Genomic DNA, 26325 nt, shown 5'->3' with positions numbered 1-26325 from the left:
TGTCTTAGCGTTGAGATAAAGGCGTCAATTGTGGCGCCTGGATTCGGTTTACGCTCCGCCCTGATCCCCAGCGTCTATGATTGAATACAGAAGTGACGTTTTTATTTGCGAAATCAGACGCTTTGCCTGAATCCTTCCGGTTTTGCATTGCACTTTGCAAGATGAGAATGTGGCTTCATATAACGTGCTGATAATAAATAAAAAAATAATAGCTCCTGAGTTGGCTGATTTTATGCTGGCCTTTGGTCAGTACATATTGCAGTGGTGGAGGTATTGATGACAGATCCTAAAGCGATGATCGCCTCGCGAATCAAGGAAGCGCGAGAGTGGAAAGGCCTGACTCAGGTACATATGGCCCAGCAGTTGGGCGTGGCGCGGCAAACTTATCTGGACCTGGAAACCGGAAAGACGGAACCCAAGGTGCGTTTGCTGTCAGCGATTTCGGAAATCACCGAGCGGCCGCTGACCTGGTTTGTTTACGGTGATGAGGGACTCGAGATTCTGGAAAGTGAATATAAAGAAGAAATTGATCGCCTGTTGCAGTATTTCAGCCGGTTGCCCCATTCGGCCCGGAATGTGATTTTGCAGCAGAGTATCAACCTGGCCAGTTTCATGGCGGAATATACCCGTGCGCTGACACAAAAAGATAAGTCCTGAAATCGCCCGGTAATCATCAGGGAATGACGGATCAGCAAGAGAAAACAGCCCCGGCATGCGGGGCTGTTTTTGTCGCTTATTGGGCCAGGAAAAAGCGGTAGGCCGGGTTGTCGGTCTCGTCTTTCCACTGGTAACCCAGTTCACGCAGGTGACTGGTGAACGACAGCAGGTCGTGATCTTCCAGTTCAAAACCGCACAGGACCCGGCCGTAGTCAGCGCCGTGGTTGCGGTAGTTGAACAGGCTGATGTTCCAGTGGGTGCCCAGCGTGGTCAGGAATCTGAGCAGCGCGCCCGGATATTCGGGAAACTCAAAGCTGTACAGCCGTTCTTGCAACGGTTTGGACGGCCGGCCGCCAATCATATAGCGAACGTGCACTTTGGCCATCTCGTCATCTGACAGATCCACCACCGGATAACCGCCTTTGCGCAGATCGGTAATGATGCTGTCCAGTTCTTCCTGTCCCTGGATCAGTCGGATACCGACAAAAACATTGGCCAGGGTGTCATCGTTGTAACGGTAGTTGAACTCAGTGACCGCCCGGCCGCCCAGCAGGCGACAGAAATCAAGGAAGGCGCCCGGCCGTTCCGGTACGGTGACAGCCAGCAGTCCTTCTCGTTTTTCACCCAGTTCGCAGCGTTCCGACACATAGCGCAGGCCGTGGAAGTTGAGGTTGGCACCGGACAAAATCGAGGCGAGCTGTTTGCCTTTCACCTGATGCTGTTCGCTGTATTTCTTCAGACCGGCCAGCGCCAGCGCGCCGGATGGCTCGGCGATGGCCCGGGTATCTTCGAAGATATCTTTGACTGCCGCACAAATCTCGTCACTGCTGACGGTAATGACATCATCCAGATACTGCTGACACAGACGGAACGTTTCATCACCGATGCGCTTCACCGCGACCCCGTCGGCAAATTGCCCGACCTGATCCAGCGTGACCGGTTCACCGGCATCCAGCGCGGCCCGCAGACAGGCGGAGTCTTCGGCTTCCACGCCGATCACTTTAATTTCCGGCATCAGCTGCTTGAGCAGGACCGACACGCCTGCCGCCAGACCGCCGCCTCCGACAGGGACGAAGACATAGTCGAGATGGCCGTTCTGCTGTACCAGTTCAATCCCTATTGTGCCCTGCCCGGCGATCACTGCCGGGTGATCGAACGGGGGAATGAAGGTGTAGTGATGTTTTTCTGCCAGCTCAATGGCATAGGCTTTCGCTTCATCAAAGTTGCTGCCGTGCAGCATCACTTCGCCGCCGAAGCTTTTGACAGCCTCCACCTTGATATCCGGGGTGGTCCGTGGCATCACAATGATGGCTTTCACGTTCAGCTGGCGGGAGGACAGTGCCAGTCCCTGAGCGTGGTTGCCTGCCGAAGCCGCAATCACACCGGCCTGACGCTGTGCCGGTGTCAGCTGGGACATCATATTGTAGGCACCGCGCAGTTTGAATGAGTGCACGGGCTGGCGGTCTTCACGCTTGATCTGGATACGGTTGCCCAACCGGCTTGACAGCCGCTCCATCTCCTGCAACGGGGTGACCTGCGCCACTTCGTAGACCGGTGCGCGCAGCGTCTCCCTTAAATAGTCAGCCCCGCTGAGAAACTCAGCGGCTCTGGCCTGTGTCAGCTCACTCATCATACTTACCCTTCCAGCTTGGATTTGTCGCGAACCGCACCTTTATCAGCACTGGTGGCCAGGTTGGCATAGGCGCGCAGGGCAAAAGACACCGTACGCTGGCGATCTACCGGTTTCCAGCCGCGTGCATCAGCAGCGGCACGGCGTTTGGCCAGCGTCGCGTTATCAACTTTGAGTTCGATGCTGCGGTTTGGAATGTCGATCGCTACCCGGTCGCCGTCTTCAATCAGACCGATGGTGCCGCCATTGGCCGCTTCCGGAGACACGTGACCGATTGACAAGCCACTGGTGCCACCGGAGAAACGACCGTCGGTGATCAGGGCGCAGTCCTTGCCCAGTCCCATCGACTTGAGATAGGTGGTCGGATACAGCATTTCCTGCATACCCGGGCCGCCTTTCGGGCCTTCATAGCGGATGATGACCACATCGCCTGCTTTGACTTTGCCGCCCAGAATTCCTTCCACGGCAGTTTCCTGGCTTTCGAATACAACCGCCGGGCCTTCAAAGGTCAGACAGCTTTCGTCCACACCGGCGGTTTTGACAATACATCCGTCAATCGCCATGTTACCGGACAGCACCGCCAGACCGCCGTCCTGACTGAAGGCGTGTTCTTTGCTGCGGATACAGCCGTTCTCGCGGTCATCATCCAGACTGTCCCAGCGGCAGTCCTGAGAAAATGCCTGTGTGGTCCGGATCCCGGCCGGACCGGCACGGAAGAAAGACTGTACGGCTTCGGAGTCGGTTTGCTTGATATCGTACTGCGTCAGTGCTTCGGCCAGCGTCATTCCCAGCACGTTCGGGACATCATTGTGCAGCAGTCCAGCCCGATCCAGTTCACCCAGAATGCCGTAAACCCCGCCCGCACGATGGACATCTTCCATGTGATATTTCTGGGTTGATGGCGCCACCTTGCACAGGTGCGGAACCTTGCGTGACATGCGGTCGATATCTTCCATGGTGAAATCGATTTCGCCTTCCTGCGCGGCGGCCAGCAGGTGCAGCACCGTATTAGTTGAACCGCCCATGGCGATATCCAGCGCCATGGCATTCTCGAAGGCCTGTTTATTGGCGATATTACGCGGCAGGACGCTGGCATCGTCCTGCTCGTAGTAGCGTTTGGTCAGCGTGACAATTCGCTGGCCTGCGGTCAGGAACAGTTCCTTACGGTCGGCATGGGTGGCCAGACAGGAGCCGTTGCCCGGCTGGCTCAGACCCAGGGCTTCAGTCAGGCAGTTCATGGAGTTGGCCGTGAACATACCGGAGCAGGATCCGCAGGTCGGACAGGCGGAACGTTCGATCTGCTCGCTTTGTTCGTCGGAAACTTTCGGATCGGCGCCCTGGATCATGGCATCAACCAGATCCAGTTTGAGGATCTGATCCGACAGTTTGGTTTTGCCGGCTTCCATCGGGCCGCCGGAAACGAAGATCACCGGAATGTTCAGGCGCATAGAGGCCATCAGCATCCCCGGGGTGATTTTGTCGCAGTTAGAAATACAGACCATGGCATCGGCACAATGGGCGTTGACCATGTATTCGACCGAGTCGGCAATCAGCTCGCGGGACGGCAGGGAATACAGCATGCCGCCGTGGCCCATTGCGATACCGTCGTCGACGGCAATAGTGTTGAATTCTTTGGCAATCCCACCGGCTTTTTCGATTTCGGCTGCAACCAGCTGGCCGAGATCTTTGAGGTGCACGTGGCCCGGTACAAACTGGGTAAAGGAGTTAACAACGGCGATGATGGGTTTGCCAAAATCTTCATCTTTGACTCCGGTGGCACGCCACAGGGCGCGGGCACCGGCCATATTTCGGCCGTGGGTGGTGGTGGCGGAGCGGTACTTAGGCATAACGTGAAATTCCTTTTTGAGCCGCCGGTATGCAAGATACCGGCGGGACATTGCTGTGCTTGCTTATTATAGTGTGGTTTATTTTTCGGCCGGGTAGACCGGATCCAGCCAGCCCCATTTGTCTTCGGTCTGGCCGTTGAACAGGCCGAAGAATGCCGACTGGACTTTCTCGGTGATCGGGCCGCGTTTGCCCTCACCCACGGTGATCTGATCCACACTGCGAACCGGAACGATTTCAGCGGCGGTACCGGTCATGAAGATTTCATCGGCCAGATACAGGGCTTCACGGGCAATGTTTTCCTCGCGGATTTCGTAGCCCATTTCGGTTGCCAGGGTCACGATCGCATCGCGGGTGATACCCGGCAGAATGGCGCTGGTGGCCGGTGGCGTGGAAATCACACCGTTGCGGATGACGAAGATGTTCTCACCGGCTCCTTCGGAGAGGTAACCGCGCACATCGAGCGCGATGCCTTCTGCATAGCCGTGACGACGGGCTTCCCCTCCCACCAGCAGTGAAGACAGGTAATTCCCGCCAGCTTTGGCTGCTGTCGGAATGGTATTGGGTGCCGCGCGGTTCCAGCTGGACACCATGGCGTCCACCCCGTTCGCCAGGGCTTCTTCGCCCAGATACGCACCCCAGGAGAAGGCTGCAATAATCAGGTCCATTTCGGTGCCGTTTGGCGGGCAAACGCCAAGACCGACATTCGGGACATAGCCCAGCGGGCGAATGTAAGCAGAAGTCAGTTTGTTGGCTCGCAGGGTCTCGCGGCAGGCTTCCATCAGTTCATCCACGGTATACGGGATCGGAAAGCGGTAGATTTTGGCTGAATCTTTCAGGCGCTCCATGTGCTCACGATGACGGAAGACGATCGGACCTTTCGGGGTGTCATAGCAACGGATGCCTTCAAAAACGGAAGTGCCGTAATGCAGAGCGTGGGTCAGCACGTGAACTTTCGCGTCCTGCCAAGGAACCATTTCGCCGTTGAACCAGATGTAATCTGCTGTGTTTGCCATTGTCTAATCCTTTCGTTATGCGCTGATTTGTTGTTTTTGTTGCTGCTCTAAAATAGTAACGCCGGTGACATCCCACAATTTGTCCAACTGATTGTAGAGGGCAAGGATGGGACGCTCACTATCGACCGTGACTTCAATGTCGACGGACTTATAGTCTTCACTATGCGCCATTGAAAACTGTTTTACCATGAATCCGCGGTGGCGTGTGATCCGGAGAACACGTTCCAGGAGTTCAGGACGGCTGGCAGCTTGGATCGTTAAAGTATGCTGAGTCATTGTGGTTCCTCCATCATGTCGTGGTTGGCACCACCGGGGGGAACCAGTGGCCAGACGTTATCAGCTTCAGAAATGGCAACGTGCAGCAGATAGGCTGTTTCGCTTGCCAGCAGGGTCTCCAGCGCCGGACCAACTTCTTCCTTGCGCGTAATGGTCTGGCCCGGGATGCCGAAGGCACTGGCCAGGGTGACGAAATCCGGGTTATCGGACAGAATGGTTTCGCTGTAGCGGCCATCGAAAAACAGTTCCTGCCACTGGCGGACCATGCCCAGACGCTGGTTGTCCAGCAGGATAATTTTCACCGGCAGGCCCAGACGGCGGATGGTGCCCAGCTCCTGCACATTCATCATGAAAGAGCCGTCGCCGGAGACCAGCACCACCTGATCATCCGGGCGGGACAGTTTGGCGCCGATGGCCGCCGGCAGACCGAAGCCCATGGTGCCGAGACCGGCAGAGGTCAGCAGGTTGTGGGGCTGGCGATGGGCAACATGCTGCGCGACCCACATCTGATGCTGGCCGACATCCGTACTGATCACTGTCCGGTCGTCCATCGTGTCTGACAGCTGTTTCAGCAGCAGCGGCGCGTAGATCCGCTCGCCCGGATGGTCATAGCGCCAGCCGTTTTCTGACATCAGACTGGTGATGTGCTGTTGCCATGGTACCAGTGACATCGGGCGGGCCAGCTGGGGCAGTACTGTGCTGATATCGCAACGCAGGGCGGCATGGGCACGGCGCAGTTTGCCCAGTTCGGCCGGATCGATATCCAGATGAATCACTTTGGCATGGGGCGCGAAGGTATCCAGCTTGCCGGTTACCCGGTCGTCAAAGCGGGCACCGACCGCAATCAGCAGATCAGATTCCTGGACCGCCAGATTCGCGGCTTTGGTGCCGTGCATACCCAGCATGCCCAGATGATAGGGATAATCTTTGTCGACAACGCCCAGGCCTTTCAGGGTCGATACCGCCGGCATCTGTGTGGTGGCGAGGAAATCGCGGACCTGATCGACTGCACCCGCCAGTTGGACGCCGCCGCCGACATAAAGGATTGGGCGCTGGCTGTCGGCTAACAATTGCTGTGCCAGTGCAAACTGTTCCGGATCGGTGGCAGGTAAGGCCGGCGCTTCGTGCAGCGGTGCCAGCGGATGGTCAATTGCAGTCAGCTGGACGTCTTTGGCGATATCGACCAGCACCGGACCCGGCCGACCGCTCTGGGCGATTTCAAAGGCTTCATTCAGCACAGCTGGCAGCTCGCTCGGATCTGTGACCAGATAGCTGTGTTTGGTGCATGACAGTGACATGCCCAGTACATCCACTTCCTGAAAGGCATCGGTGCCGATCATCGGGCTGGCGACCTGACCGGTAATGGCAACCAGCGGTATGGAATCGAGCATGGCATCAGCCAGTCCGGTGATCAGGTTGGTAGCGCCCGGTCCTGAGGTCGCCAGGCAGACACCAAGGGTGTTGCTGGCTCTGGCATAGCCGATGGCGGCCATGGCGGCTCCCTGTTCGTGGCGACACAGAACATGCCGGAGTCCGCCGTCGTACAAGGCATCATAGATGGGCATGATTGCGCCGCCCGGATATCCGAATACGGTGCTCACCCCTTGTTGCTTCAAGGCTTCTACTACTAACTCTGCGCCTGTCATCATGGCTCCCTGTTTTTGATGACCTTGGCCGGTTGCTGCGATTTATTGGTTTGGTGCAGTCTTTTCCCGGCTCAGGTATGAAAAAAGCCCCCGGACCTTTCGGTGCGGGGGCTTTTTCTGCGTGTGTTTGCTTGTGTGCTATTTTCCGCCTGCCAGCCCCCGTCGCGGTGAAATAATCACCACGATGACGTTGATAATGAGGACTAGTAGGTTGAGGTTAAATAGCATTGACTTGTCTGTCCAAAATTCTTGTATAGATGTTGTGCGCCTTTAGTCTTATCACAGACTTTCGTCGCATGACAAGAAATTTGTTGTGGTTATTTTCAATACGCATTGGATATCTTGCAGACATTGTGCTGCCTCACCTCAGATATTTAGTGAGAAGGTGGTTAATTTCGATATTCAAGGGGATGAAAATGACGCTGGCAATCGTGCACAGTAGGGCTTGTGTCGGAGTTGATGCTCCGGCTGTTACCGTTGAAGTTCACCTCAGTAATGGTCTGCCTGCGGTGAATCTGGTTGGGCTGCCGGAGACGACGGTGAAGGAAGCGAGAGACCGGGTCAGAAGTGCCATCGTGAATGCCAATTTCGAATTTCCGGCCCGGCGGATTACGGTCAATCTGGCGCCCGCGGACTTGCCGAAAGAAGGCGGTCGGTTTGATCTGCCCATCGCTTTGGGTATTCTTGCAGCTTCCGGGCAGATTCCTGATAGTAAGCTGCACGATCATGAGTTTTTAGGGGAATTGGCGCTTTCCGGTGAACTGCGGCCAGTGAAAGGCGCCCTGCCCGCCGCACTGGCGGCCAAAGAGGCCAACCGTTGTCTGGTTTTGCCGGATGCCAATGGGGATCAGGCCGCGCTGGTGGGCCGCGACAGACACAAATCAGCCGCCAGTTTGCTGGCGGTCTGCGCTTATCTGTGTGGACAGGAGTCCTTGTCGCTGCATTGCCGGGAACCGGGACAGCGCGAGCAGGTAAATCACGGCCGGGACATGCAGGACATTATCGGTCAGCAGCAGGGAAAACGGGCGCTGGAAATTGCAGCTGCAGGCGGTCACAACCTGCTGTTTGTCGGCCCGCCCGGCACCGGTAAGACGATGCTGGCCTCGCGGCTGTGCGATCTGCTGCCCGAGATGGCTGTTGAGGAAGCACTGGAAACCGCTGCCATTACTTCTCTGACCGCTCAGTCGCTCCATGCCGGTAACTGGCGCAATCGTCCGTTTCGGGCACCGCATCATTCCAGTTCAATGGCAGCACTGGTCGGTGGCGGTTCGATCCCCCGCCCCGGTGAAATCTCGCTGGCTCATAACGGCATTTTGTTTTTAGATGAAATGCCGGAGTTTGAGCGGAAAGTGCTGGATTCTTTACGGGAACCGCTTGAATCTGGCGAGATCGTGATTTCTCGTGCCAGCAGCAAAACCACCTTTCCGGCACGGTTTCAGCTCATCGGGGCACTTAATCCCAGTCCGACCGGTTACTACGAAGGCAGCCAGGCGCGCACTAATCCTCAGGCGATATTGCGCTATTTGGGACGACTCTCCGGCCCTTTGCTGGACCGGTTTGATATGTCGATTGAAATACCAGCCCTGCCCCGGGGAACACTGGCGCAGGGCGGCGATCGAGGCGAAGCCACGCCTGTGATTAAGGAAAGAGTGGCTGAGGCACGCAGTCGGATGCATCACCGCAGTGGTAAGATCAATGCCCTTCTGGGAACCCGTGAGCTGGATAAACACTGTGCCCTGGCCAAAGTTGATGCGGAATTCCTCGAAACTGCCCTGCATCAACTCGGGCTGTCGATTCGCGCCTATCACCGGATTATTAAAGTTGCCCGCACTATCGCCGACTTGGCCGGTAAGCCTGACATTGAAAGGGCGCATCTGGCTGAGGCATTAGGCTACCGCGCCATGGATCGATTGCTGAAGCAATTGACGAGTCAGGTGGTGTGAACCGAACTTCTGCGTTTAATGCTGGTTGCTAAATTAAGAGATTGATTTTAGTTTGATTTGTTGGGTTTGGTGGTAATGTTGACGAGTATTTAAATCGGAAGTTGATATGAAAGATCATCCATTTTCAATCGCAGAAGGACGGACAAAGTTTTATCGTTTTCTGCGTTTCATACTGATGAATGTTGCATTTGCGATTGATGGCGTCTTGGTCACAATATTTATCAATATGCTCCCTAACTTATTTGGTGTGGATATTAATGCTCCCGTAATGGAGATGACAAATAAGTGGTTGGTTATTGGTCTTATTTTTCTGATAGGTTTGGGGTTTGTTTTCTTGATGTATTACTCTATGAGAGCCTGTGACTGGCTCAGTAAACAGCTCAGGATCTAGTGGTTGTTCGCTTTCCAGATTCATTTAGATATAAAAAAAGGGCCATCCGGCCCTTTTTTCATCGAGAAATCAGACTTATTTTTTCAGCAGGAAGTTGATGAGCTCGAAGTACTCATCGGCTGATTTCACTTTGTCGGTTTTTACCAGGTATTTATTGTTGACGATAACCGATGGGACGCCGGTCAGGCCACTGTCACGGAAGCCTTTGTTGTAACGATTGACCATCGAGTTCACAGCAAAGCTGTTGAAGGCACCATCGAAATCCTCAGCTTTGACACCGTTGTCCAGGAAGATTTGACGCAGTTCTTCGTCGTTACGCGGTGCTTTATTCAGCTTGTGGATCTGGCTGAACAGAACCGGGATCATCTTGTCTTCAATATCCAGGACCACGGAGGTTGCATAAGCCTTGCTCATGGAAGTACCCATGTTACCGCCCATGAAGGACACATGGTTTTTCTGGAACTTGGCATTGTCCGGAAGTTTGGTTTTCAGCTGCTGGATCAGGGGTTCGAAGTTGTAGCAGTGCGGGCAGTAAAACGAGAAATACTCAGTGACCACCTGATTGGAAGATTTTGGTTGTTCCAGTACCTGATAGTAGTCGCCTTCGGTAAACTGGGTGGCATAAGCCGAAAAAGACAGTAGCGCTGCGGTTGCCAGTGCGAAAAGTTGTTTAAACATGTATCGGGTTCTCCCTGAAAAATCAATGCCGTGCCTGATACAGGCACCAGCGTTCGGATTTAAGTCAGACTGATCACCATTGGGGCATCAGCTGCAGTGGCGGCTCGTCGAGGGCTGCCAGTTGTTCTTTGATGGCAAGGACTTGCCCTTCCCAGTATTTTGCATCAGCAAACCAGGGGAATGCACGCGGGAAGGCCGGATCCTGCCAGCGTTTTGCTAACCATGCCATGTAATGCACCATTCTGAGACCACGTAATGGTTCAATAAGTTGCAATTCACGGGGATCAAAATCGGCAAATTCTCCGTAAGCTTCGAGCAGAGTATCGAGCTGGGCCAGCTGATCGGCGCGGTCGCCGTTGAGCAGCATCCACAAGTCCTGAACGGCAGGGCCGTTTCGGGCATCGTCCAGATCGACAAATAGCGGGCCGTCTCTCCATAAAATGTTACCCGGATGGCAGTCTCCGTGGATCCTTAGTGGCTGCCAGTTGTTGTGCCATCTTTCAGTGAGTGCGGCAATCAGGCGATCGAGATCCTGAAAAAATGCATCTTCCAGATGCGCCGGAATAAAGCCGGACTGTGCCAGTACGCTCCGGGGCTGTAGGAGGTATTCATCCAGACCGATTGTCGGGCGGTGGATAAAAGTCCGTTGCTGACCTGCCTTGTGGATCCGGCCCAGGAAACGACCGACCTGTTCAATCTGGTCAAAATTATCGACCTCAAACTGACGTCCGCCCAGACTCGGGAAAAGCGCGAACCGGTGTTGCTCGAAGTGGTGCAGTGTATTGCCGTACATCATCAGCGGTGCGGCAAGCGGGATTTCCTGCTCGGCCAGCTCGGCGGCAAAATCGTGCTCTTCCTGGATCTGCGCATCTGTCCAGCGCTGTGGCCGATAGAATTTCACCACAAAACGGCGGTTTTCATCGTCGGTAAACTGGTACACCCGGTTTTCATAACTGTTCAGCGGCAACAGCCCGGAGGCGGCATAGACGCCGATGCTTTCCAGTGCATTGAGCAGCTGATCCGGGGTCAGGTCGGCAAAGCTGAAATCATCTAGTGCTGTCATGGTGTTACAGCCATCTTTAAAAAGGTTGCATCAGTATACAGCATAATGAAAAAGGGCCGTAAGCGGCCCTTTATTTACTTAACTTTGCACCCAAATGTGGCTTATCGCAGCTCACCGATAAACCGGCTGTCGGTGACTAAGCGGTTCACGTCGTCGTCGTCCTGCTGTTCCATCACAAAGCGGATGTCGACAATCGGACGAGCCAGCTCATAAGGGTCGACTCCCAGGCTGATCGGCAGGGTAAAGATTTCACCCGCTTCCACATGAACCTGTTTCGGGCCATACCATTCGACGCCTTCCAGCCCCTCAACACTCAGGTTATAGGTTGCATCCTGCTGTGTTTTGTTGAGGATTTTCAGGGTGTAAGTATTCTCCACCAGCCCTGCCGTATTGATCCGGAACAGCTGATTCCGGTCACGGATCACATCCAGCCCCATCGGCTGCACGGTCGCAATCAGATAGGCCATCAGACCAAACATCGCCAGCATGACCACGCCATAGCCTATCAGTTTGGGTCGCATCACTTTGGTTTTATGGCCTTCAAGCTTGTGCTCTGTGGTGTAGCTGATCAGGTCGCGCGGATAGCCCATTTTGTCCATGGTCTGATTACAGGCATCGACGCAGGCACCGCAGTTGATGCATTCATATTGCAGGCCGTCACGGATGTCGATTCCGGTCGGGCAGACCTGGACACAGAGGTTACAGTCGATACAGTCGCCCAGCCCCAGTTCTTTGGGATCTTTTTTGCGTGAGCGCGGACCCCGGTTCTCACCGCGTGCTGCGTCGTAGCCGACAATGTAGGTGTCTTTATCGAACATGGCCGACTGGAAACGGGCATACGGACACATGTGGATACAGACAATCGAACGCATCCAGCCGGCGTTGCCGTAGGTACAGAAGGTGAAAAACAGGACCCAGAAGGCAGCCAGGAAGCTGGCATTGAAGGTAAAGAAATCGGCAAACAGCTCTCGGATCGGCAGGAAGTAACCGACGAAAGTCAGACCGCTGATCAGTGCGACCGCCAGCCAGGCAATGTGCTTGAGAGTCTTGCGCACCAACAGTTCCCGGGTCAGCGATTTACCGTCCTGAGTCCGGCGTTTGTTGGCCGGGCCTTCCAGTTTTTCTTCGAACCAGATGTAGATAAAGGTCCAGACCGTTTGCGGACACATATAGCCACACCAGACGCGGCCTAAAAAGGTGGTGATAAAAAACAGTCCGAAAGCTGCAACCATAAACAGGCTGGCGAGCAGCGTCAGATCCTGTGGCCAGAAAGTGGTTCCGAAGATGTTGAATTGCTGGCGGCCGATATCGAGCAGGATGCCCTGCCGTCCGTTGTAAGTGATCCAGGGCAGTGCCAGAAACAGGCCCATCATCAGCCAGCCCATCCGCTGACGCAGTTGCTGGTAAGCTCCTTTCATGGCCCGCACATAAATGCGGTTGCTTGGGTTAAAGCGGTCGTCCCCGCCTTTATGGGTTTTCGGATTAAACTCCTTGGGAGTGATATCCTTGATGTTAATTCTCTCTTGGCTCATGACATTGCATTCCTTGGGCATTGCCAATACTGGCGTTCGTCGCCCGGGTACATGGCCTGGGCAATCATGGTTCATTGGGAATAAAACGTGATTATATCTTATCTAACTGGTTGAATATTCTACCTCGCTCAAAAAACGCACGGATAAAAGCTTATTAATGATATGGTTTATTTGAGCACGCCTCTGGCTTTCAGCAGCGCCGTTTTGAAATCGGTTTCGCAGTCTTTCGCCAGACCCGGAATCATGGAGTCCTGGCCTTCACCGCACATTTTCAGTTGATAAATCAGGATGTCGTCGCTGAGTTCATTCAGCGGTCCTACGAAACCTGCTTCTTTGGCCAGTTGATCCAGTAAGGCGGCCAGATTCAGTTCTGGGTATTGCTGCCAGTATGGCTGGAGCAGTGCCAGTAATTCTGTGATGCGGTGTTCGGCCATGCCAGCTTCCTTCTATAAGCTTATACTTTGTGGGGATTATAACAGAGGTCAATTGCACCCTGAAACCAATCAATCCGGTGGCTTGATGAAGTCGGAATGGGCAGATAAACTGGTTTCATACCTTTGCGTGACCGATAAATACTGACAAGGAGTCATGATGTCACTTTTTCATAAAACACTGGCCAGTCTGGGGTTAGGCGGTGCCAGAGTTGATACTGTACTGGAAACGGAAGTCCTGCTGCCCGGCGAGAGCCTGCCGGTGCGTATTGATGTGAAAGGTGGCAAAGTGGATCAGGCGGTAGATAACATTCATCTGTATTTGTGCTGCCGCTATGAGGACGAAATGCCGGTCAGCCGAGGCGACAGCGAACGCCGGATGGAAAAAGTGAAGCAGACCTATACTCTGGCGCAGTGGAGCCTTCCGGAGGCGTTCACGCTCCGGGCGGGAGAGCAGCGCCAGTTTGATTGCCGTTTTGATCTGCCCGTGAATACGCCGATCACCATTGGAGACTCCGGTGTCTGGCTGGAAACTCACCTGGATATTCCGCTGGCGCTGGATCCCAAGGACAAGGATCCGCTGACGATACGGCCGGACCCGCTGCTGGATGCCGTATTTTCTGCCCTTGAGCAGGCCGGATTCCGGCTGTTGCAGGTGGAATGTGAAGCCACAGATGGTTTCGCCCTGCCCTTTGTTCAGGTGTTTGAGTTTGTTCCGGTCGCCGGTCCTTATCACGGCTGCTGGCGGGAACTGGAACTGATCACTCAGGTTGACGGCGACTACCTGAAACTGTGGTTTGCCATCGATCGCCGTCAGCGCGGCGTCAGCGGGATGCTGGCCAGACTGCTTGGTAGCGGTGAGCTCAAGCGGCAGTTAGCAATCCCTCAGACGGTCAGTCCGGCGGAGGCCGGGGAACGGGTTCTCGCGTATCTGGAGCAGATTGACGATCAGTGATGAAGGTGTGGCACCGTTGTCACAACGGCGCCATGAAATTCAGCTTACAAGTGTAAGCTAAACTGTGCCATACTGCTGGAATTATAAAGACAGCGGATAGCGCTCATGCCCAGACAACAGAAAACTGCTTATTCATATTCCGTGGCCGAAGAGATGGCCAACAGCCTCAGCCATGGTGCCGGGATGATTTTCGGCATTGTGGCGCTGGTGATGCTGCTGATGCGGGCGGTTGAAGTGAATGCTGATGCACTGAGTGTTGCCAGTCTGAGCATTTACGGCGCCAGCATAATTTTGCTGTATCTCGCATCGACCCTGTACCACGCCATTCCCTTTGAAAGTGCGAAACGGGTTCTGAAAACCCTGGATCATTGTGCCATTTACCTGCTGATTGCCGGCACCTACACCCCGTTTTTGCTGATCACGCTGCGGACGCCGCTGGCGGTCACCCTGATGGCGGTGATCTGGACGGTTGCCCTGCTGGGGATCATTTTCAAAGTCGCGTTTGTCTATCGCTTCAAGCGGCTGTCGCTGGTGATTTATCTGGCGATGGGCTGGCTGTCTCTGGTGGCGGTCTATCCGCTGGCGATGGCCATGTCGACTGCCGGGCTGGTGCTGCTGGCCGTTGGCGGCGTGGTGTATTCGCTGGGGGTGGTGTTCTATGTGAACAAAAAAATCCCTTATAACCATGCTATCTGGCACCTGTTTGTGCTGGGCGGCACGGTGTGTCACTTTCTGGCGATTTACTGGTATGTGGCGCCGACCGCCGGGCTGTAAAGCCCGGCAACCCATTCAGCAGATCAGTTTTTCCAGAACGCCGGGAATGCCAGCACCAGCACAGTCAGGATCTCCAGTCGTCCCATCAGCATGCCAAGGCTGAGCAGCCATTTCGCAGCATCTGGCAACGTCGCAAAATTTCCGGTCGGTCCGATGACGGTTCCCATGCCGGGTCCTACATTGGCGACCGCCGTGACTGAACCGCTGATGGCGGTGACCGGATCCAGTCCCAGCATGGCCAGCAGCGCGGCAATAATGATGATGGTCATGATGAACGTCAGGGCAAAGGCCACCACGGAACGGACGATGCCATCTGTAACCGGGCGTTGGTTGTAACGCTGGATAAAGACCCCGGACGGGTGGATTAACTGCATCAGCTGCTTGCGCAGCAGGGCAATCGCGACCTGAAAACGGAAGACCTTGAATCCGCCGGCAGTTGAACCGGAGCAGCCGCCGACCAGCATCATGAAGGCAAAAATAACGGTCGGGAAGGCCCCCCAGGCCGTGAAATCTTCCAGTCCAAACCCTGTGGTGGTGACCACGGAAATGATGTTGAACATGGACACCCGGATCGCGTGGCTGAAATCATAGCCATCCTGCCAGCACAGCCACATGGCGACCATCAGACTGACGATCACAATGGTGATGGTATATCCCCGCACCTGGGCATCCCGGAACAGAGCGCCCGGGTGGCGTTTTCGCAGTGCCTGTACAAACAGCAGAAATGGCAGGCCACCGGCAAACATAAAGATGATCGCCACCCAGTGTGCAGCCGGGGAAAAGTGATTCATGGAGCCATCAGACGTTGAATAGCCGCCGGTCGATAGCGTCGTAAAGGCATGGTTGATGGCGTCAAAAGTGTTCATGCCCGCCCACATGTAGCCCAGGATGCACATGAGGGTCAGACTCAGATAGACCGTCACAATGTTCTTGGCAACGTTTTTGGTCCGCGGCGAGCTTTTTTCCGACCAGTCCGAAGATTCGGTCTGGAACAGGCGCATCCCCCCGACGTTCAGCATTGGCAGGATGGCGACCCCCATCACGATAAATCCGATCCCGCCCAGCCATTGCAGGGTTGAACGCCACAGCAGAATACTCGGCGCCATGTCATCCAGTCCGCTCAGCACCGTGGAGCCTGTGGTGGTGATCCCGGACATGGTTTCGAAATAGGCATCGGTAAAGCTGATGTGGTTAATCAGCATAAAGGGCAGCGCCGCAAACGCACTGGCGACCGTCCAGACCAGGGTGGTCAGCAGGAACATATCCCGGACCCCGAGTTTGAACTCCTTCACTTTACCCAGACTGAGACAGGTAAAGGCCACGATATGCGTGATGATGACTGCGGTAGCAAAATCGATAAAGCCCCCCGTACCGGTCAGGAAGGCCAGTATGGTGGGCAGATACATGAACAGGGCGATCTTGGAGAGCACCAACCCGATCACGAAGAGAATGGGACGTAAATTGACCATAGCTGCTTACAGGAAAAACGGGCTTGGCTGGAACAGACGTTCCACATCAGGGATGTACTTCTTGTCGACCAGGAACATCACCACGTGGTCATCCTGCTCAATCACGGTACGGTCGTGGGCGATCAGTACCTCATCACCGCGGACGATGGCCCCGATGGTTGTGCCCGGCGGCAGTTTAATGTCTCCGATGGCTTTCCCAACCACTTTTGAGGTGGTGGCATCGCCGTGAGCAATGGCTTCAATTGCTTCGGCGGCGCCGCGGCGCAGGGAGGAGACGTTGACGATATCCGCTTTCCGCACGTGGGTCAGCAGGGCCGAAATGGTTGCCTGCTGTGGTGAAATCGCGATATCAATGGTGCCGCCCTGAACCAGATCGACGTAAGCGCCGCGCTGGATCAGCACCATGACTTTTTTGGCCCCCATCCGTTTGGCCAGCATGGCCGACATGATATTGGCCTCATCGTCGTTGGTGACGGCAATGAAGACGTCAATCTGCTCGATATGTTCTTCGCTCAGCAGCTCCTGATCCGATGCATCTCCGCAGAACACAATGGTATTAGTCAGCATTTCGGACAGGCTTTCCGCCCGCTGCGGGTTGCGCTCAATCAGTTTGACGCTATAGCTGTTTTCCAGCCGTTTGGCCAGACCGGCTCCGATGTTGCCGCCGCCGACAATCATCAGGCGCTTATAGGGTTTTTCCAGCCGCTGCAGTTCACTCATCACGGAGCGGATATGGTTGCTGGCCGCCACGAAGAAGACTTCGTCATCGGCTTCAATAATGGTGGTTCCCTGCGGACGGATCGGTCGGCCCTGACGGAAAATAGCTGCCACCCGGGTGTCGACATGCGGCATATGTTCGCGCAAAGCCGACAGGGCGTTGCCCACCAGCGGACCGCCGTAATAGGCTTTGACTGCCACCAGCCCGACTTTGTTATCGGCAAAGCCCACCACCTGGAGGGCTCCCGGATAGGCGATCAGACGTTCGATATATCCGGTGACCAGTTCTTCGGGTGCGATCAGGTGATCGACCGGTACGGCGTCGGTATGGAACAGCTGATGTTTTTCCTTGAGGTATTCCGGTGAGCGGATCCGGGCGACCCGGTTTGGGGTGTTGAACAGCGAGAAAGCAATCTGGCAGGCAATCATGTTGGTTTCATCGGAATTGGTCACCGCCACCAGCATGTCTGCGTCCTGGGCGCCGGCATCGCGTAAGGTACGGGGATGGCTGGCATAGCCCTGCACGACCCGCAGATCGTACTTGTCCTGCAATTCCCGCAGCCGCTCCGGATTGGAATCGACAATGGTGATGTCATTGTTCTCGCCGACCAGGTTTTCAGCCAGCGTCCCGCCGACCTGGCCTGCGCCAAGGATGATAATTTTCATAGCTGTTGCCTGATAAATGGTCTCAGATCGATACAGTTGCCAATAAGGGCAAAAGCCCTAGGGTACACTGCCTTGGCGAGAGAAGCAGCATTTTTAGCCAGTTTGCACAAAGACTTAACTTTGCAATTTTGTCAACAATGCTGCTTCTTTCACCCTGTCACTCACACTGACGGACGTTTTTCCAGTACGGCGTAATAAAAGCCGTCCATATCCGATTCACCGGGCAGGATCTGGCGTCCCGGCGCTGTGTCGCTTCCATTGTCTTCGCGAGCCGCCAGACTTGCATCCGGGGTGCGGGCCAGGAAGGCGAGTACCTGTTCACGGTTTTCCTGCGGCATGATGGAGCAGGTTGCGTAAACCAGTGTGCCGCCCGGCTTCAGTTGCTGCCACATCGCATCCAGAATTTCGGCCTGCAGCGTTGCCAGTGCGGCAATGTCATCGGCCCGCCGCAGCCATTTGATATCCGGGTGACGACGGATAACACCTGTGGCTGAGCAAGGAGCGTCGAGCAGGATCCGATCGAACGCTTCCCCCTGCCACCATTGTTGCGGAAAACGTGCATCGGCACACAGTACTTCAGCGTCCAGCTTCAGGCGTTGCAGGTTGTCTTTGACTCGCAGCAGGCGGTGGTCGTCACTGTCGATCGCAACTACACGGGCTCCCGGTTCGCGTTCCAGAATATGCGCGGTTTTACCACCCGGTGCGGCACAGCAGTCAAGGATCAGCTCGCCGGCCTTCGGCTGCAAGTAATCGACCGCTAACTGGGCTGCAGCATCCTGCACGGACACCCAGCCTTCGGCAAAGCCCGGCAGTTGCTGGACATCGCAGGCACTGGCCAGTTTCAGGGCGTCACCTGCCTGCGGATGAACAGCGGCACTGATCTCTGCAGCATCAAGCAAGCTTTGGTACTGGTCACGGGTATGGTGACGGCGATTGACCCGCAGCCACATTGGCGCCTTGGTATTATTGGCGGACGTGACGGCTTCCAACTGCTCCGGGTAATGAGCCCGCAACATATTCAGCAGCCAGCCCGGATGACCGTATTTGCCGGCATCGTGGCTCATGGCTTGCTGATCCAGTGTCTCCTGCTGGCGCTGGTAATTACGCAGTACAGCGTTGATCAGGCCGCGCAGCTGGGGCTTTTTCAGGGGTTTGGTCGCATCCACGGTTTCTGCCACCGCAGCATGGGCCGGAATCCGCATAAAACTCAGTTGATAGAGACCGACCAGGATCAGGTGGTGGAAGACCCGCTGCTTGCCTTTGAGCGGTTTATCCATCAGTGCCTGAGTCACCGATTCCAGACGCGGCAGCCAGCGCAGCACGCCATAGCAGATTTCCTGCAGCAGGGCATGGTCGCGGGGTTTGATCTCTTGTTGGGCCGCAGGCAGGGCCGTCGAAAGCGATTGGCCTTGATCTACAACCTGATAAATCACCTGGGCCGCAGCAGCTCTTACATTCATGAGTGTGTTCCTGACTTGATGACTACCGGATGCCAGTGGTTTGACTGCCATCCTGCCGCCGGAGCGGCGAAAGAAAAAGCCAGTGAAACAGTCAGATATTCTGTTCACTGGCTGATGATGATCCGAAACCGGAGATTACAGCACGGTACCCGGCGTAAACCACTCGCGGCGGGAGTTCAGCAGATCCTGGGCCGCCATGGCTTTTTTACCCGGTGGCTGAAGCTGGACCAGTCGCAGCGCGCCTTTGCCGGTCGCGACAACAATGCCCTGCTTGTCGGCAGATAAAATCGTGCCGGGTACCTGGCCCTGGTTATCGGCTTCAACTTCGGCCTGCCAGACTTTGACGTTTTGCTCCGCTACTTCAAAAAAGCTCATGGGCCATGGGTTGAAGGCACGAATGCAACGTTCAATCGCTGCGGCATCCATCGACCAGTCGATTTTTGCTTCGTCCTTGCTGAGCTTTTCAGCATAGTTGGCCTGCTCGTCGTTCTGCTTCTGAGGCACAGCCCGGCCAGCCGCAATATCATCCAGACAGGTCAGCAGTGCCTGCGGACCCAGCTCAGCCAGCTTGCCATACAGGGTCGCGCTGGTATCGGTCGATTCAATTGGCAGTGTGGCGATATTGAGCATATCGCCGGTATCCAGCCCTTCATCCATCTGCATGATGGTGACACCGGTTTCAGCATCGCCGGCCCAGATTGAGCGCTGGATCGGTGCTGCACCCCGCCAGCGCGGCAGAATTGAACCGTGTACATTGATACAGCCCAGACGCGGTGTCTCTAGCACGACTTTCGGCAGGATCAATCCGTAGGCTACCACGACCATGATGTCGGCATTCAGCGCTGCCAGCTCCTGCTGGGCTGTTTCGTCACGCAGGGTCTTCGGCTGATAAACAGGAATTTGATGCTCCAGCGCCAGATTTTTGACCGGGCTGGCCGTGAGTTTTTTACCGCGACCGGCAGGCTGGTCCTGACGGGTGTAGACGGCAATGACTTCATGCTGAGAAGACAATAACGCCGCCAGATGACGGGCGGCGAAATCAGGTGTACCAGCAAATACGATACGTAAGGGTTGACTCAAGATAACCTCGGCTGATCAGACTTTCTCTTGGTAACGCTTCATTTTTTCCAGTTTCTTCTGGATGCGCTGGCGTTTGAGCGGCGACAGGTAATCGACGAACAGTTTTCCGGCCAGATGGTCCAGCTCGTGCTGCACACAGATAGCTAGCAGGTCGTCGGCCTCGAAGGTGAATTCCTTGCCGTCACGGTCCAGCGCGCGAACGATGACTTCAGCAGCACGCGGCACAAGGGCACGGGCGCCCGGCACAGACAGGCAGCCTTCTTCAATACCGTCTTCGCCGCGTTTTTCCAGAATTTCAGGGTTAATCAGCACCATCGGCTGATTGCGTTCTTCCGAGATATCAATGACTACGATTCGCTGATGAAAATCCACCTGGGTGGCCGCCAGACCGATACCATCTTCGTCATACATGGTTTCCAGCATGTCATCGACGATTTTCTGGATTTCTGGTGTGACCGCTTCGACGGGTTTAGCAACCGTGCGCAGGCGCTCATCAGGGAAAGTTAACACGTTTAGAACAGACATAGATTCCCGTAAAAATAGAGATATAAAAGGAGAATAACTGTATTTGCTCTAATTCTAGTCATTTTCGACCTTAATGAACAGCTTTGCCGTTCGGCCCTGTTGCGCTGTCAGCTGTGAAGCGGACCGTTAGAAAGAAGAAAGCGGGCTGAAATGATGACCCGAAAGCGCGACTCCAGCCGCAACCGCAATGATCTGGGGCGTGACTGAGGTGACGAGCGGAAAAAAGCTCTGACATCCTGCGGCACGATGATGATGAAGCAGGAAAAGTAAGATGAGAAAACTGGATCCGATTGGCGTTCTTTGTCTGGCATTATGGGCTGGTGACTTGCAGGCATCCTCTGAGTCACAGGCCCGGCTGATCTCTGCGGCGCAGCTGGATGCGGCACCGCGGATTGTCCCTGTGCTGAGCAGCCGCCGGTATCTGGCTGGTGACGACGGGCTGCTGGTCAGGGAAATCCTGACGAAAGGGAGCGAATGGGGCGTGTTCCGCCCGACCCGGGCGTTCAGTGATATGGTTCCGGACTCTCATTCAACCGCTGATGTTTGGGGGATGCTTCCGGTGGCCCGGGTAAGGGTGACGGACAGTGATTCGCAAGGCAGCCGTCTTCTGATGACAGATTGGCTGCAGGAAGTTCGCCCGGGTGACCGTCTGCTGTCGTTAGCGGCATTGCTTCCGCAGGCAGCAGACACGACCCCTCCATCTTCTGTTCGTGTTCTTGGCGGACTGCAGGCGCGTACGTATCTGGCTCCGGATGACTGGCTGGTACTGGACCGGGGGGCCAGGCACGGCTTAGTTCCGGGGCAATGCTGGCGGATTGAACGTGGTTTGTTGGGGCGGCCGCTGGTGGCGGAGATTGAAGTGAAGAATACCTCGGAGCAGTTCAGCCTGGCCCGGGTGATCCGGAGTCAGGGGCCGATCCGGTCCGGCGATGTGGCACATTGGGTTGCGCACTGAGATGAGCCATCTCGAAGATTGGTTGGCCTTAGCTGCTGTCCCCGGTCTGGGCGGACAGCGTATCGAGAGGCTGTTACAGCACGGCCATGTGTCTGAACTACGGACCATGCCGGAGCAGGCACTGTTGTCTCTGGGGCTGAAAGCATCGCAGATAGCTCTGCTTAGACATCCGAAGCCAGAGCGCCTCAGTGAAGCCTTGCGCTGGTGTGAGCAGGAGAATCAGCATCTGCTGGTGCTGACAGATCCGGCTTACCCCGGATTGTTGAAAGAAATCAGCTCTCCGCCCCCGGTTTTATTTATCCGGGGCGATCCCCGCTGGCTCAGTGAACCCCAGTTGGCGATCGTGGGCAGCCGCTCTGCCAGTCTGGACGGCCGGGAAGCCGCGCGGGATTTTGCCGCGGCCATGGTTGCAGCTGATTATGTGGTGACCAGCGGTCTGGCTCTGGGTGTTGATGGACATGCCCACCACAGTGCCCTGAAAAACGGCGGGGCTACGGTGGCTGTGTTGGGCTCAGGTCTTGGGCGGATTTACCCTGCCGGGCACCGGGAACTGGCGGCACAAATTGCAGAACAGGGGGCGCTGGTGTCAGAGTTCTGGCCGTCCGAGCCACCGCGACCGCAACATTTTCCACGACGTAATCGAATCATCAGCGGGTTGTCTGTGGGCGTGCTGGTGGTGGAGGCCGCGCTGAAGAGCGGTTCGCTGATCACGGCTCGCTATGCGCTGGAGCAGAATCGCGATGTTTTTGCTCTGCCCGGGTCGATTTATGCACCCGGAAGCAAAGGTTGTAACGCCTTGATAAAATCCGGTGCTAAACTGGTGGAAAGTCCGGTCGATATCTTTGAGGAGGTGGGGATACTCACCCGCTGTGCAAAAAGTAGTCAATTGAGCGTATCGCTGCCACATCCTGAAAATGAGCAATTGCCATTTAATGCGGTGTTGGCTAACGTAGGCAATGAAGCAACACCCGTAGATGTGGTTGCTGAACGCTGTGCACAACCAGTTCATGAGGTCATGACGCAACTGCTGGAGTTAGAGTTGCAAGGGGTTGTCACTTCAGTGCCCGGTGGCTATATCAGAACGAGGAGGGGCTAGTCATGATGGATATACTCATGTACCTGTTTGAAACCTATATTCACAGCGACGCTGAGTTAATGGTGGATCAGGACGAATTGTCTGAAGAGTTGCTGCGTGCGGGCTTTCATCAGGAAGATATCTATAAGGCTCTGACCTGGCTGGAGAAACTCGCGGCATTACAGGATACAGACCACACACCGTACATGAATACCAGTGCGGTCACATCAATCCGTATTTATACCCTGGAAGAGATGAACCGTCTGGACGTCGCCTGCCGTGGTTTTCTGACCTACCTTGAGCAGATCCATGTGCTGAGCTCTGAAACGCGCGAAATGGTCATTGACCGGGTGATGGAGCTGGAAACTGCCGAATTTGTGCTCGATGATCTGAAGTGGATTATTCTGATGGTGCTCTTTAATGCACCAGGTAACGAAAGTGCCTACAGCCAGATGGAAGAATTGCTGTACGGCGCAGAAGACGGCTATCTGCATTAATCGCCACTTTCACAGGAGATAAGGCCTGACGTATGGCCAGTAAGATTAATCCTGAATTGTTTTCAACCCACCCTGCTCACAATGAGACGCCCTGCCCACAATGCGGGGCGGCTCTGTTCATACGGCACGGAAAACATGGTCCGTTTCTGGGATGCAGTGCATACCCGGCTTGCGATTATATCAAGCCTTTGCACCATAATGACGGCCATATCGTAAAACCTCTGGGACAGCCATGTCCGGATTGTGGCAGCGAGCTGGTGTTGCGCCAGGGCCGCTACGGAATGTTTATTGGCTGCAGTGCGTATCCGGCTTGCCACTATCTGGCTTCGCCCGAGAAGAAGGCCGAAGAGACCCACATGACTTGTCCTGAGTGTAAAACAGGACATTTGGTTGAGCGAAAATCCCGGTACGGCAAGCGCTTCTATGCCTGTGATCAGTATCCGTCCTGCCGGTTTGCGATCAATTTTCAGCCGGTTCCCGGCCATTGTGAGCAATGCGGTTTCGGCTTGCTGATCGAGAAGAAGCTGGCCCGGGGCACTAAACTGCAGTGTGCCGATCGGAAATGCGGTCATTATCAGTCGGAACCGGAAACGACGCCGTCCTCTGAGGCGGATGACATTTAAAGAAAAAGCCAGCTCTGCTGGCTTTTTACATATCAGGGGAAAGGGTTTAGCCGAGGCGGACCACCGGGAAACTGTCAGCAGGCAGTATCTGAGCCAGTTGGTTCAGTGTCTGCACCAGTTCAGGATGACTGGCTGCAGTGACATTGATGTGGCCCATCTTACGGCCCGGACGTTTTTCCTTTCCGTACCAGTGGAGATGGCAGCCCGGAATGGTGAGAACCGCCGCCGGCAGTGTATCTTCTCCCAGAATATTGAGCATCACTGTGCTGCGAGTCTGTGTTGTGCTGCCCAGAGGCAGATCGCAGACCGCCCGCAGGTGGTTCTCAAACTGGCAGGTATCTGCACCTTGCTGCGTCCAGTGGCCCGAGTTATGTACTCTCGGGGCAATTTCATTGATCAGCAGCTGGCCGTTCACGTCAAAGAACTCAATGGCGAGGACGCCGACATAATCCAGGGTTGCAGCGACGGCGTTGAACATCATCTCCGCTTGCTGTTGTAAAGCCCCCTGCTCTTCCAGTGCCAGAGAGCGGCTGAGCACGCCGTCGGTATGAACGTTTTCAGTCAGCGGATAGATGGCGGTATCTCCCGCTGCATTCCGCGCACCGATCATCGACACTTCGCGCTGAAAAGGGACAAAAGCCTCTGCAACAATAGATTGTTCCGGTGCGTGGGTCAGGAAATCGGCAATGTCCTGCCAGATGGCCGGGATCTGCTCCGTTGTTTTCAGGCGCCACTGACCTTTCCCGTCATAGCCGCCCAGTGCGCTTTTCAGCACCAGTGGCAGGCCGATCGTTTCTGCAGCCAGCGCCAAATCTGCTTCTGTGCTGATCAACTGGTATCTGGCATTGGCCACGCCAGCCTGATCCAGCAGAGCTTTTTCAATCCTGCGGTCGCCACCGGCTTTGATGGCGGCTGCATTGGGTTTGAGTTTACCGCTGGCCTCGCAGGCATCCAGCACATCATGCGGTACATGCTCAAATTCAGCGGTAATGACATCAGCATAACCGATGGCATTGTTCAGTCCGGACAGCACCGGTGCCAGCGTCAGCGGATGGACGACCTGACCGTTATTCACGTCATAGGCCATGACTTCGATATTCAAGGGAGCACCAGCCAGTGCCATCATGCGGGCCAGCTGACCCGCGCCCAGTACCAGAACCTTCTTCATGGTTATGCGTCCTCAGATGGATCCGGCTGGCTCAGGACGGTGTCGGTCTGTTCTTTACGGAATGCATCAATAGCGGCCATGACTGTTGCATCCTGGGTACCGATAATCTGGGCTGCCAAGAGGCCGGCATTGGCTGCACCGGCTTCCCCGATAGCTAATGTGCCGACAGCAACCCCTTTGGGCATTTGTACAATCGACAGCAGGGAATCCATGCCTTTCAGGGCGCGGGACTGCACCGGGACGCCCAGGACCGGCAGACTGGTGAATGCGGCAGTCATGCCCGGCAGATGTGCAGCGCCGCCGGCACCTGCGATAATCACTGAAAGACCACGCTGATGAGCGGTTTCGGCATATTCAGCCAGCAGGTGTGGAGTCCGGTGTGCGGAAACCACACGGGTTTCGTACGCAATATTAAAGCGATCCAGCATTTCAGCTGCGTGTTGCATGGTTGGCCAGTCAGATTTTGAGCCCATAATAATACCGACTTTCATCCCGAACTCCTTAGGGTCATGTTAATCAGGCAAGAGGGTTTGCGGCGCATTATACGGAGATTTTTCCTTAAGGAAAACGTTTGCGTCGCGCTCTGGTGCGCAATAGGTGCAGTTCGCTGGGATTCGGTTAAAATAGCAGCCAGTGAAAATCAGCCGTCGCCATCGCATTGATCCGGCGACAACACATTGAGGATAGTGTGGATAATTTAAGCCAAGTCGTCACCGCGCTCGAGCAAGGTGAAGTGATTGCCTACCCGACTGAAGCCGTGTTTGGTGTCGGATGCGATCCGGATAACCCAGAGGCTGTTGCCAAACTGCTGGCATTGAAACAGCGCCCGGTAGAGAAAGGCCTGATTCTGATCGCGGCCGATTATGCTCAGCTCGCACCTTATGTGGATGACAGCCAGTTGACTGAAGACCAGAAGGCCCTGATTTTTGCCTCCTGGCCGGGCCCGGTCACTTGGGTGATGCCAACCAAACCGGGTGTTCCGTCGTTTCTGACAGGGCAGTTTTCAACGATTGCGGTCCGGGTGACGGATCATCCGTTGGTGCAGCAGCTGTGCCGGGCGTTCGGGAAACCACTGACATCGACCAGCGCAAATCTGACCGGTGAGCCGCCTTGCCGCAATGTGCAGGAAGTGGAATCACAACTCGGAGCGCATCTGAAGACAATTTTGCACGGTGAGACGGGTGGCCGTGACAATCCGTCCGAAATTCGCGATGCTGCCACAGGACAAATTTTCCGACAGGGATAACATACGC

General features: G+C 55.3%; 26 protein-coding genes. 10 read left to right on the top strand and 16 right to left on the bottom strand.

Translation table 11 applies throughout. The features are described from left to right. Positions 1 to 276: 276 nt before the first annotated feature. The gene (locus tag L4174_RS16380) at positions 277 to 657 is read left to right on the top strand and encodes a helix-turn-helix transcriptional regulator (protein WP_036751176.1); all 381 of its coding nucleotides are present in this window, start codon (positions 277 to 279) and stop codon (positions 655 to 657) included. Between the two features lie 76 nt (positions 658 to 733). Here L4174_RS16380 and ilvA read toward each other — a convergent pair whose 3' ends face one another. The 5 genes from ilvA to ilvG all read right to left on the bottom strand — a co-directional run bounded on the left by ilvA (position 734) and on the right by ilvG (position 7070). After that, positions 734 to 2287, bottom strand: coding sequence for a threonine ammonia-lyase, biosynthetic (ilvA, locus tag L4174_RS16375; protein WP_248144774.1), 1554 nt, complete (start codon positions 2285 to 2287; stop codon positions 734 to 736). Positions 2288 to 2292: 5 nt separating this feature from the next. After that, positions 2293 to 4134, bottom strand: coding sequence for a dihydroxy-acid dehydratase (gene ilvD / locus L4174_RS16370; RefSeq protein ID WP_248144748.1), 1842 nt, complete (start codon positions 4132 to 4134; stop codon positions 2293 to 2295). 78 nt (positions 4135 to 4212) lie between these two features. Beyond that, a complete protein-coding gene (locus L4174_RS16365; protein ID WP_248144749.1) occupies positions 4213 to 5148 on the bottom strand; it encodes a branched-chain amino acid transaminase in 936 nt (311 codons plus the stop codon). Between the two features lie 15 nt (positions 5149 to 5163). Then, on the bottom strand, positions 5164 to 5424 hold the full coding sequence (gene ilvM, locus L4174_RS16360) for an acetolactate synthase 2 small subunit (protein WP_248144750.1): 261 nt from the start codon (positions 5422 to 5424) through the stop codon (positions 5164 to 5166). After that, the gene (ilvG, locus tag L4174_RS16355) at positions 5421 to 7070 is read right to left on the bottom strand and encodes an acetolactate synthase 2 catalytic subunit (RefSeq protein ID WP_248144775.1); all 1650 of its coding nucleotides are present in this window, start codon (positions 7068 to 7070) and stop codon (positions 5421 to 5423) included. Before ilvG ends, ilvM begins: the two co-directional genes overlap by 4 nt. 416 nt (positions 7071 to 7486) lie before the next feature. Here ilvG and L4174_RS16350 point away from each other — a divergent pair, with 416 nt between their 5' ends. Both L4174_RS16350 and L4174_RS16345 read left to right on the top strand, forming a co-directional pair. Further along, positions 7487 to 9013: a YifB family Mg chelatase-like AAA ATPase gene (locus L4174_RS16350; RefSeq protein WP_248144751.1), complete on the top strand. Its 1527-nt coding sequence runs from the start codon at positions 7487 to 7489 to the stop codon at positions 9011 to 9013. Between the two features lie 106 nt (positions 9014 to 9119). Beyond that, positions 9120 to 9404: a hypothetical protein gene (locus L4174_RS16345; protein WP_248144752.1), complete on the top strand. Its 285-nt coding sequence runs from the start codon at positions 9120 to 9122 to the stop codon at positions 9402 to 9404. Between the two features lie 75 nt (positions 9405 to 9479). Here L4174_RS16345 and L4174_RS16340 read toward each other — a convergent pair whose 3' ends face one another. The 4 genes from L4174_RS16340 to L4174_RS16325 all read right to left on the bottom strand — a co-directional run bounded on the left by L4174_RS16340 (position 9480) and on the right by L4174_RS16325 (position 13111). Then, positions 9480 to 10082: a thiol:disulfide interchange protein DsbA/DsbL gene (locus L4174_RS16340; RefSeq protein ID WP_248144753.1), complete on the bottom strand. Its 603-nt coding sequence runs from the start codon at positions 10080 to 10082 to the stop codon at positions 9480 to 9482. A 73-nt stretch (positions 10083 to 10155) separates the two neighbouring features. Continuing rightward, on the bottom strand, positions 10156 to 11145 hold the full coding sequence (locus L4174_RS16335) for a serine/threonine protein kinase (RefSeq protein WP_248144754.1): 990 nt from the start codon (positions 11143 to 11145) through the stop codon (positions 10156 to 10158). 101 nt (positions 11146 to 11246) lie between these two features. Beyond that, entirely contained in the window at positions 11247 to 12677 is a 1431-nt protein-coding gene (ccoG, locus tag L4174_RS16330) for a cytochrome c oxidase accessory protein CcoG (protein ID WP_248144755.1), read from the bottom strand. A gap of 167 nt (positions 12678 to 12844) precedes the next feature. After that, positions 12845 to 13111 (bottom strand): YihD family protein, encoded by a 267-nt coding sequence (locus L4174_RS16325; protein ID WP_248144756.1) that lies wholly within the window; start codon positions 13109 to 13111, stop codon positions 12845 to 12847. Positions 13112 to 13268: 157 nt separating this feature from the next. Between L4174_RS16325 and L4174_RS16320 the strand changes: the two genes are divergently transcribed. After that, positions 13269 to 14063 (top strand): sporulation protein, encoded by a 795-nt coding sequence (locus L4174_RS16320; protein WP_248144776.1) that lies wholly within the window; start codon positions 13269 to 13271, stop codon positions 14061 to 14063. Between the two features lie 105 nt (positions 14064 to 14168). Next, entirely contained in the window at positions 14169 to 14837 is a 669-nt protein-coding gene (locus tag L4174_RS16315) for a hemolysin III family protein (protein WP_248144757.1), read from the top strand. A gap of 23 nt (positions 14838 to 14860) precedes the next feature. On the opposite strand, the gene L4174_RS16310 is transcribed toward L4174_RS16315, so the two are convergent. From L4174_RS16310 to def, 5 genes are all read right to left on the bottom strand, one after another. Then, a complete protein-coding gene (locus tag L4174_RS16310; protein WP_248144758.1) occupies positions 14861 to 16306 on the bottom strand; it encodes a TrkH family potassium uptake protein in 1446 nt (481 codons plus the stop codon). A gap of 6 nt (positions 16307 to 16312) precedes the next feature. Next, a complete protein-coding gene (trkA, locus tag L4174_RS16305; RefSeq protein WP_036752583.1) occupies positions 16313 to 17689 on the bottom strand; it encodes a Trk system potassium transporter TrkA in 1377 nt (458 codons plus the stop codon). 161 nt (positions 17690 to 17850) lie between these two features. Continuing rightward, on the bottom strand, positions 17851 to 19149 hold the full coding sequence (rsmB, locus tag L4174_RS16300) for a 16S rRNA (cytosine(967)-C(5))-methyltransferase RsmB (RefSeq protein WP_248144759.1): 1299 nt from the start codon (positions 19147 to 19149) through the stop codon (positions 17851 to 17853). Between the two features lie 135 nt (positions 19150 to 19284). Next, on the bottom strand, positions 19285 to 20229 hold the full coding sequence (gene fmt, locus L4174_RS16295; protein ID WP_248144760.1) for a methionyl-tRNA formyltransferase: 945 nt from the start codon (positions 20227 to 20229) through the stop codon (positions 19285 to 19287). Between the two features lie 15 nt (positions 20230 to 20244). After that, positions 20245 to 20754, bottom strand: coding sequence for a peptide deformylase (gene def, locus L4174_RS16290; RefSeq protein ID WP_248144761.1), 510 nt, complete (start codon positions 20752 to 20754; stop codon positions 20245 to 20247). Between the two features lie 271 nt (positions 20755 to 21025). On the opposite strand from def, the gene L4174_RS16285 reads away from it, so the two are divergent. Genes L4174_RS16285 through L4174_RS16270 form a run of 4 tightly spaced genes read left to right on the top strand, consistent with a single transcriptional unit; the run spans position 21026 to position 23904 of the window. Then, a complete protein-coding gene (locus L4174_RS16285) occupies positions 21026 to 21709 on the top strand; it encodes a hypothetical protein (protein ID WP_248144762.1) in 684 nt (227 codons plus the stop codon). A gap of 1 nt (position 21710) precedes the next feature. Then, positions 21711 to 22805: a DNA-processing protein DprA gene (gene dprA, locus L4174_RS16280; protein ID WP_248144763.1), complete on the top strand. Its 1095-nt coding sequence runs from the start codon at positions 21711 to 21713 to the stop codon at positions 22803 to 22805. A 2-nt stretch (positions 22806 to 22807) separates the two neighbouring features. Next, complete coding sequence (locus L4174_RS16275; protein ID WP_036752600.1) at positions 22808 to 23281, top strand: DUF494 family protein; 474 nt, start codon at positions 22808 to 22810, stop codon at positions 23279 to 23281. Between the two features lie 32 nt (positions 23282 to 23313). Next, the gene (locus L4174_RS16270) at positions 23314 to 23904 is read left to right on the top strand and encodes a type I DNA topoisomerase (protein WP_248144764.1); all 591 of its coding nucleotides are present in this window, start codon (positions 23314 to 23316) and stop codon (positions 23902 to 23904) included. Positions 23905 to 23950: 46 nt separating this feature from the next. On the opposite strand, the gene L4174_RS16265 is transcribed toward L4174_RS16270, so the two are convergent. Then, the gene (locus L4174_RS16265) at positions 23951 to 25072 is read right to left on the bottom strand and encodes a 5-(carboxyamino)imidazole ribonucleotide synthase (RefSeq protein ID WP_248144765.1); all 1122 of its coding nucleotides are present in this window, start codon (positions 25070 to 25072) and stop codon (positions 23951 to 23953) included. Positions 25073 to 25074: 2 nt separating this feature from the next. Continuing rightward, positions 25075 to 25563 (bottom strand): 5-(carboxyamino)imidazole ribonucleotide mutase, encoded by a 489-nt coding sequence (gene purE, locus L4174_RS16260; RefSeq protein WP_248144766.1) that lies wholly within the window; start codon positions 25561 to 25563, stop codon positions 25075 to 25077. 197 nt (positions 25564 to 25760) lie between these two features. On the opposite strand from purE, the gene tsaC reads away from it, so the two are divergent. Beyond that, the gene (gene tsaC, locus L4174_RS16255; RefSeq protein WP_248144767.1) at positions 25761 to 26318 is read left to right on the top strand and encodes an L-threonylcarbamoyladenylate synthase type 1 TsaC; all 558 of its coding nucleotides are present in this window, start codon (positions 25761 to 25763) and stop codon (positions 26316 to 26318) included. Positions 26319 to 26325 lie beyond the last annotated feature (7 nt).

It is taken from the genome of Photobacterium sp. CCB-ST2H9 (genome assembly GCF_023151555.2).
GTDB lineage: Bacteria > Pseudomonadota > Gammaproteobacteria > Enterobacterales > Vibrionaceae > Photobacterium.
Note: the sequence above shows the minus strand (reverse complement) of the source record. Positions and strands in the feature narration are given on the sequence as shown.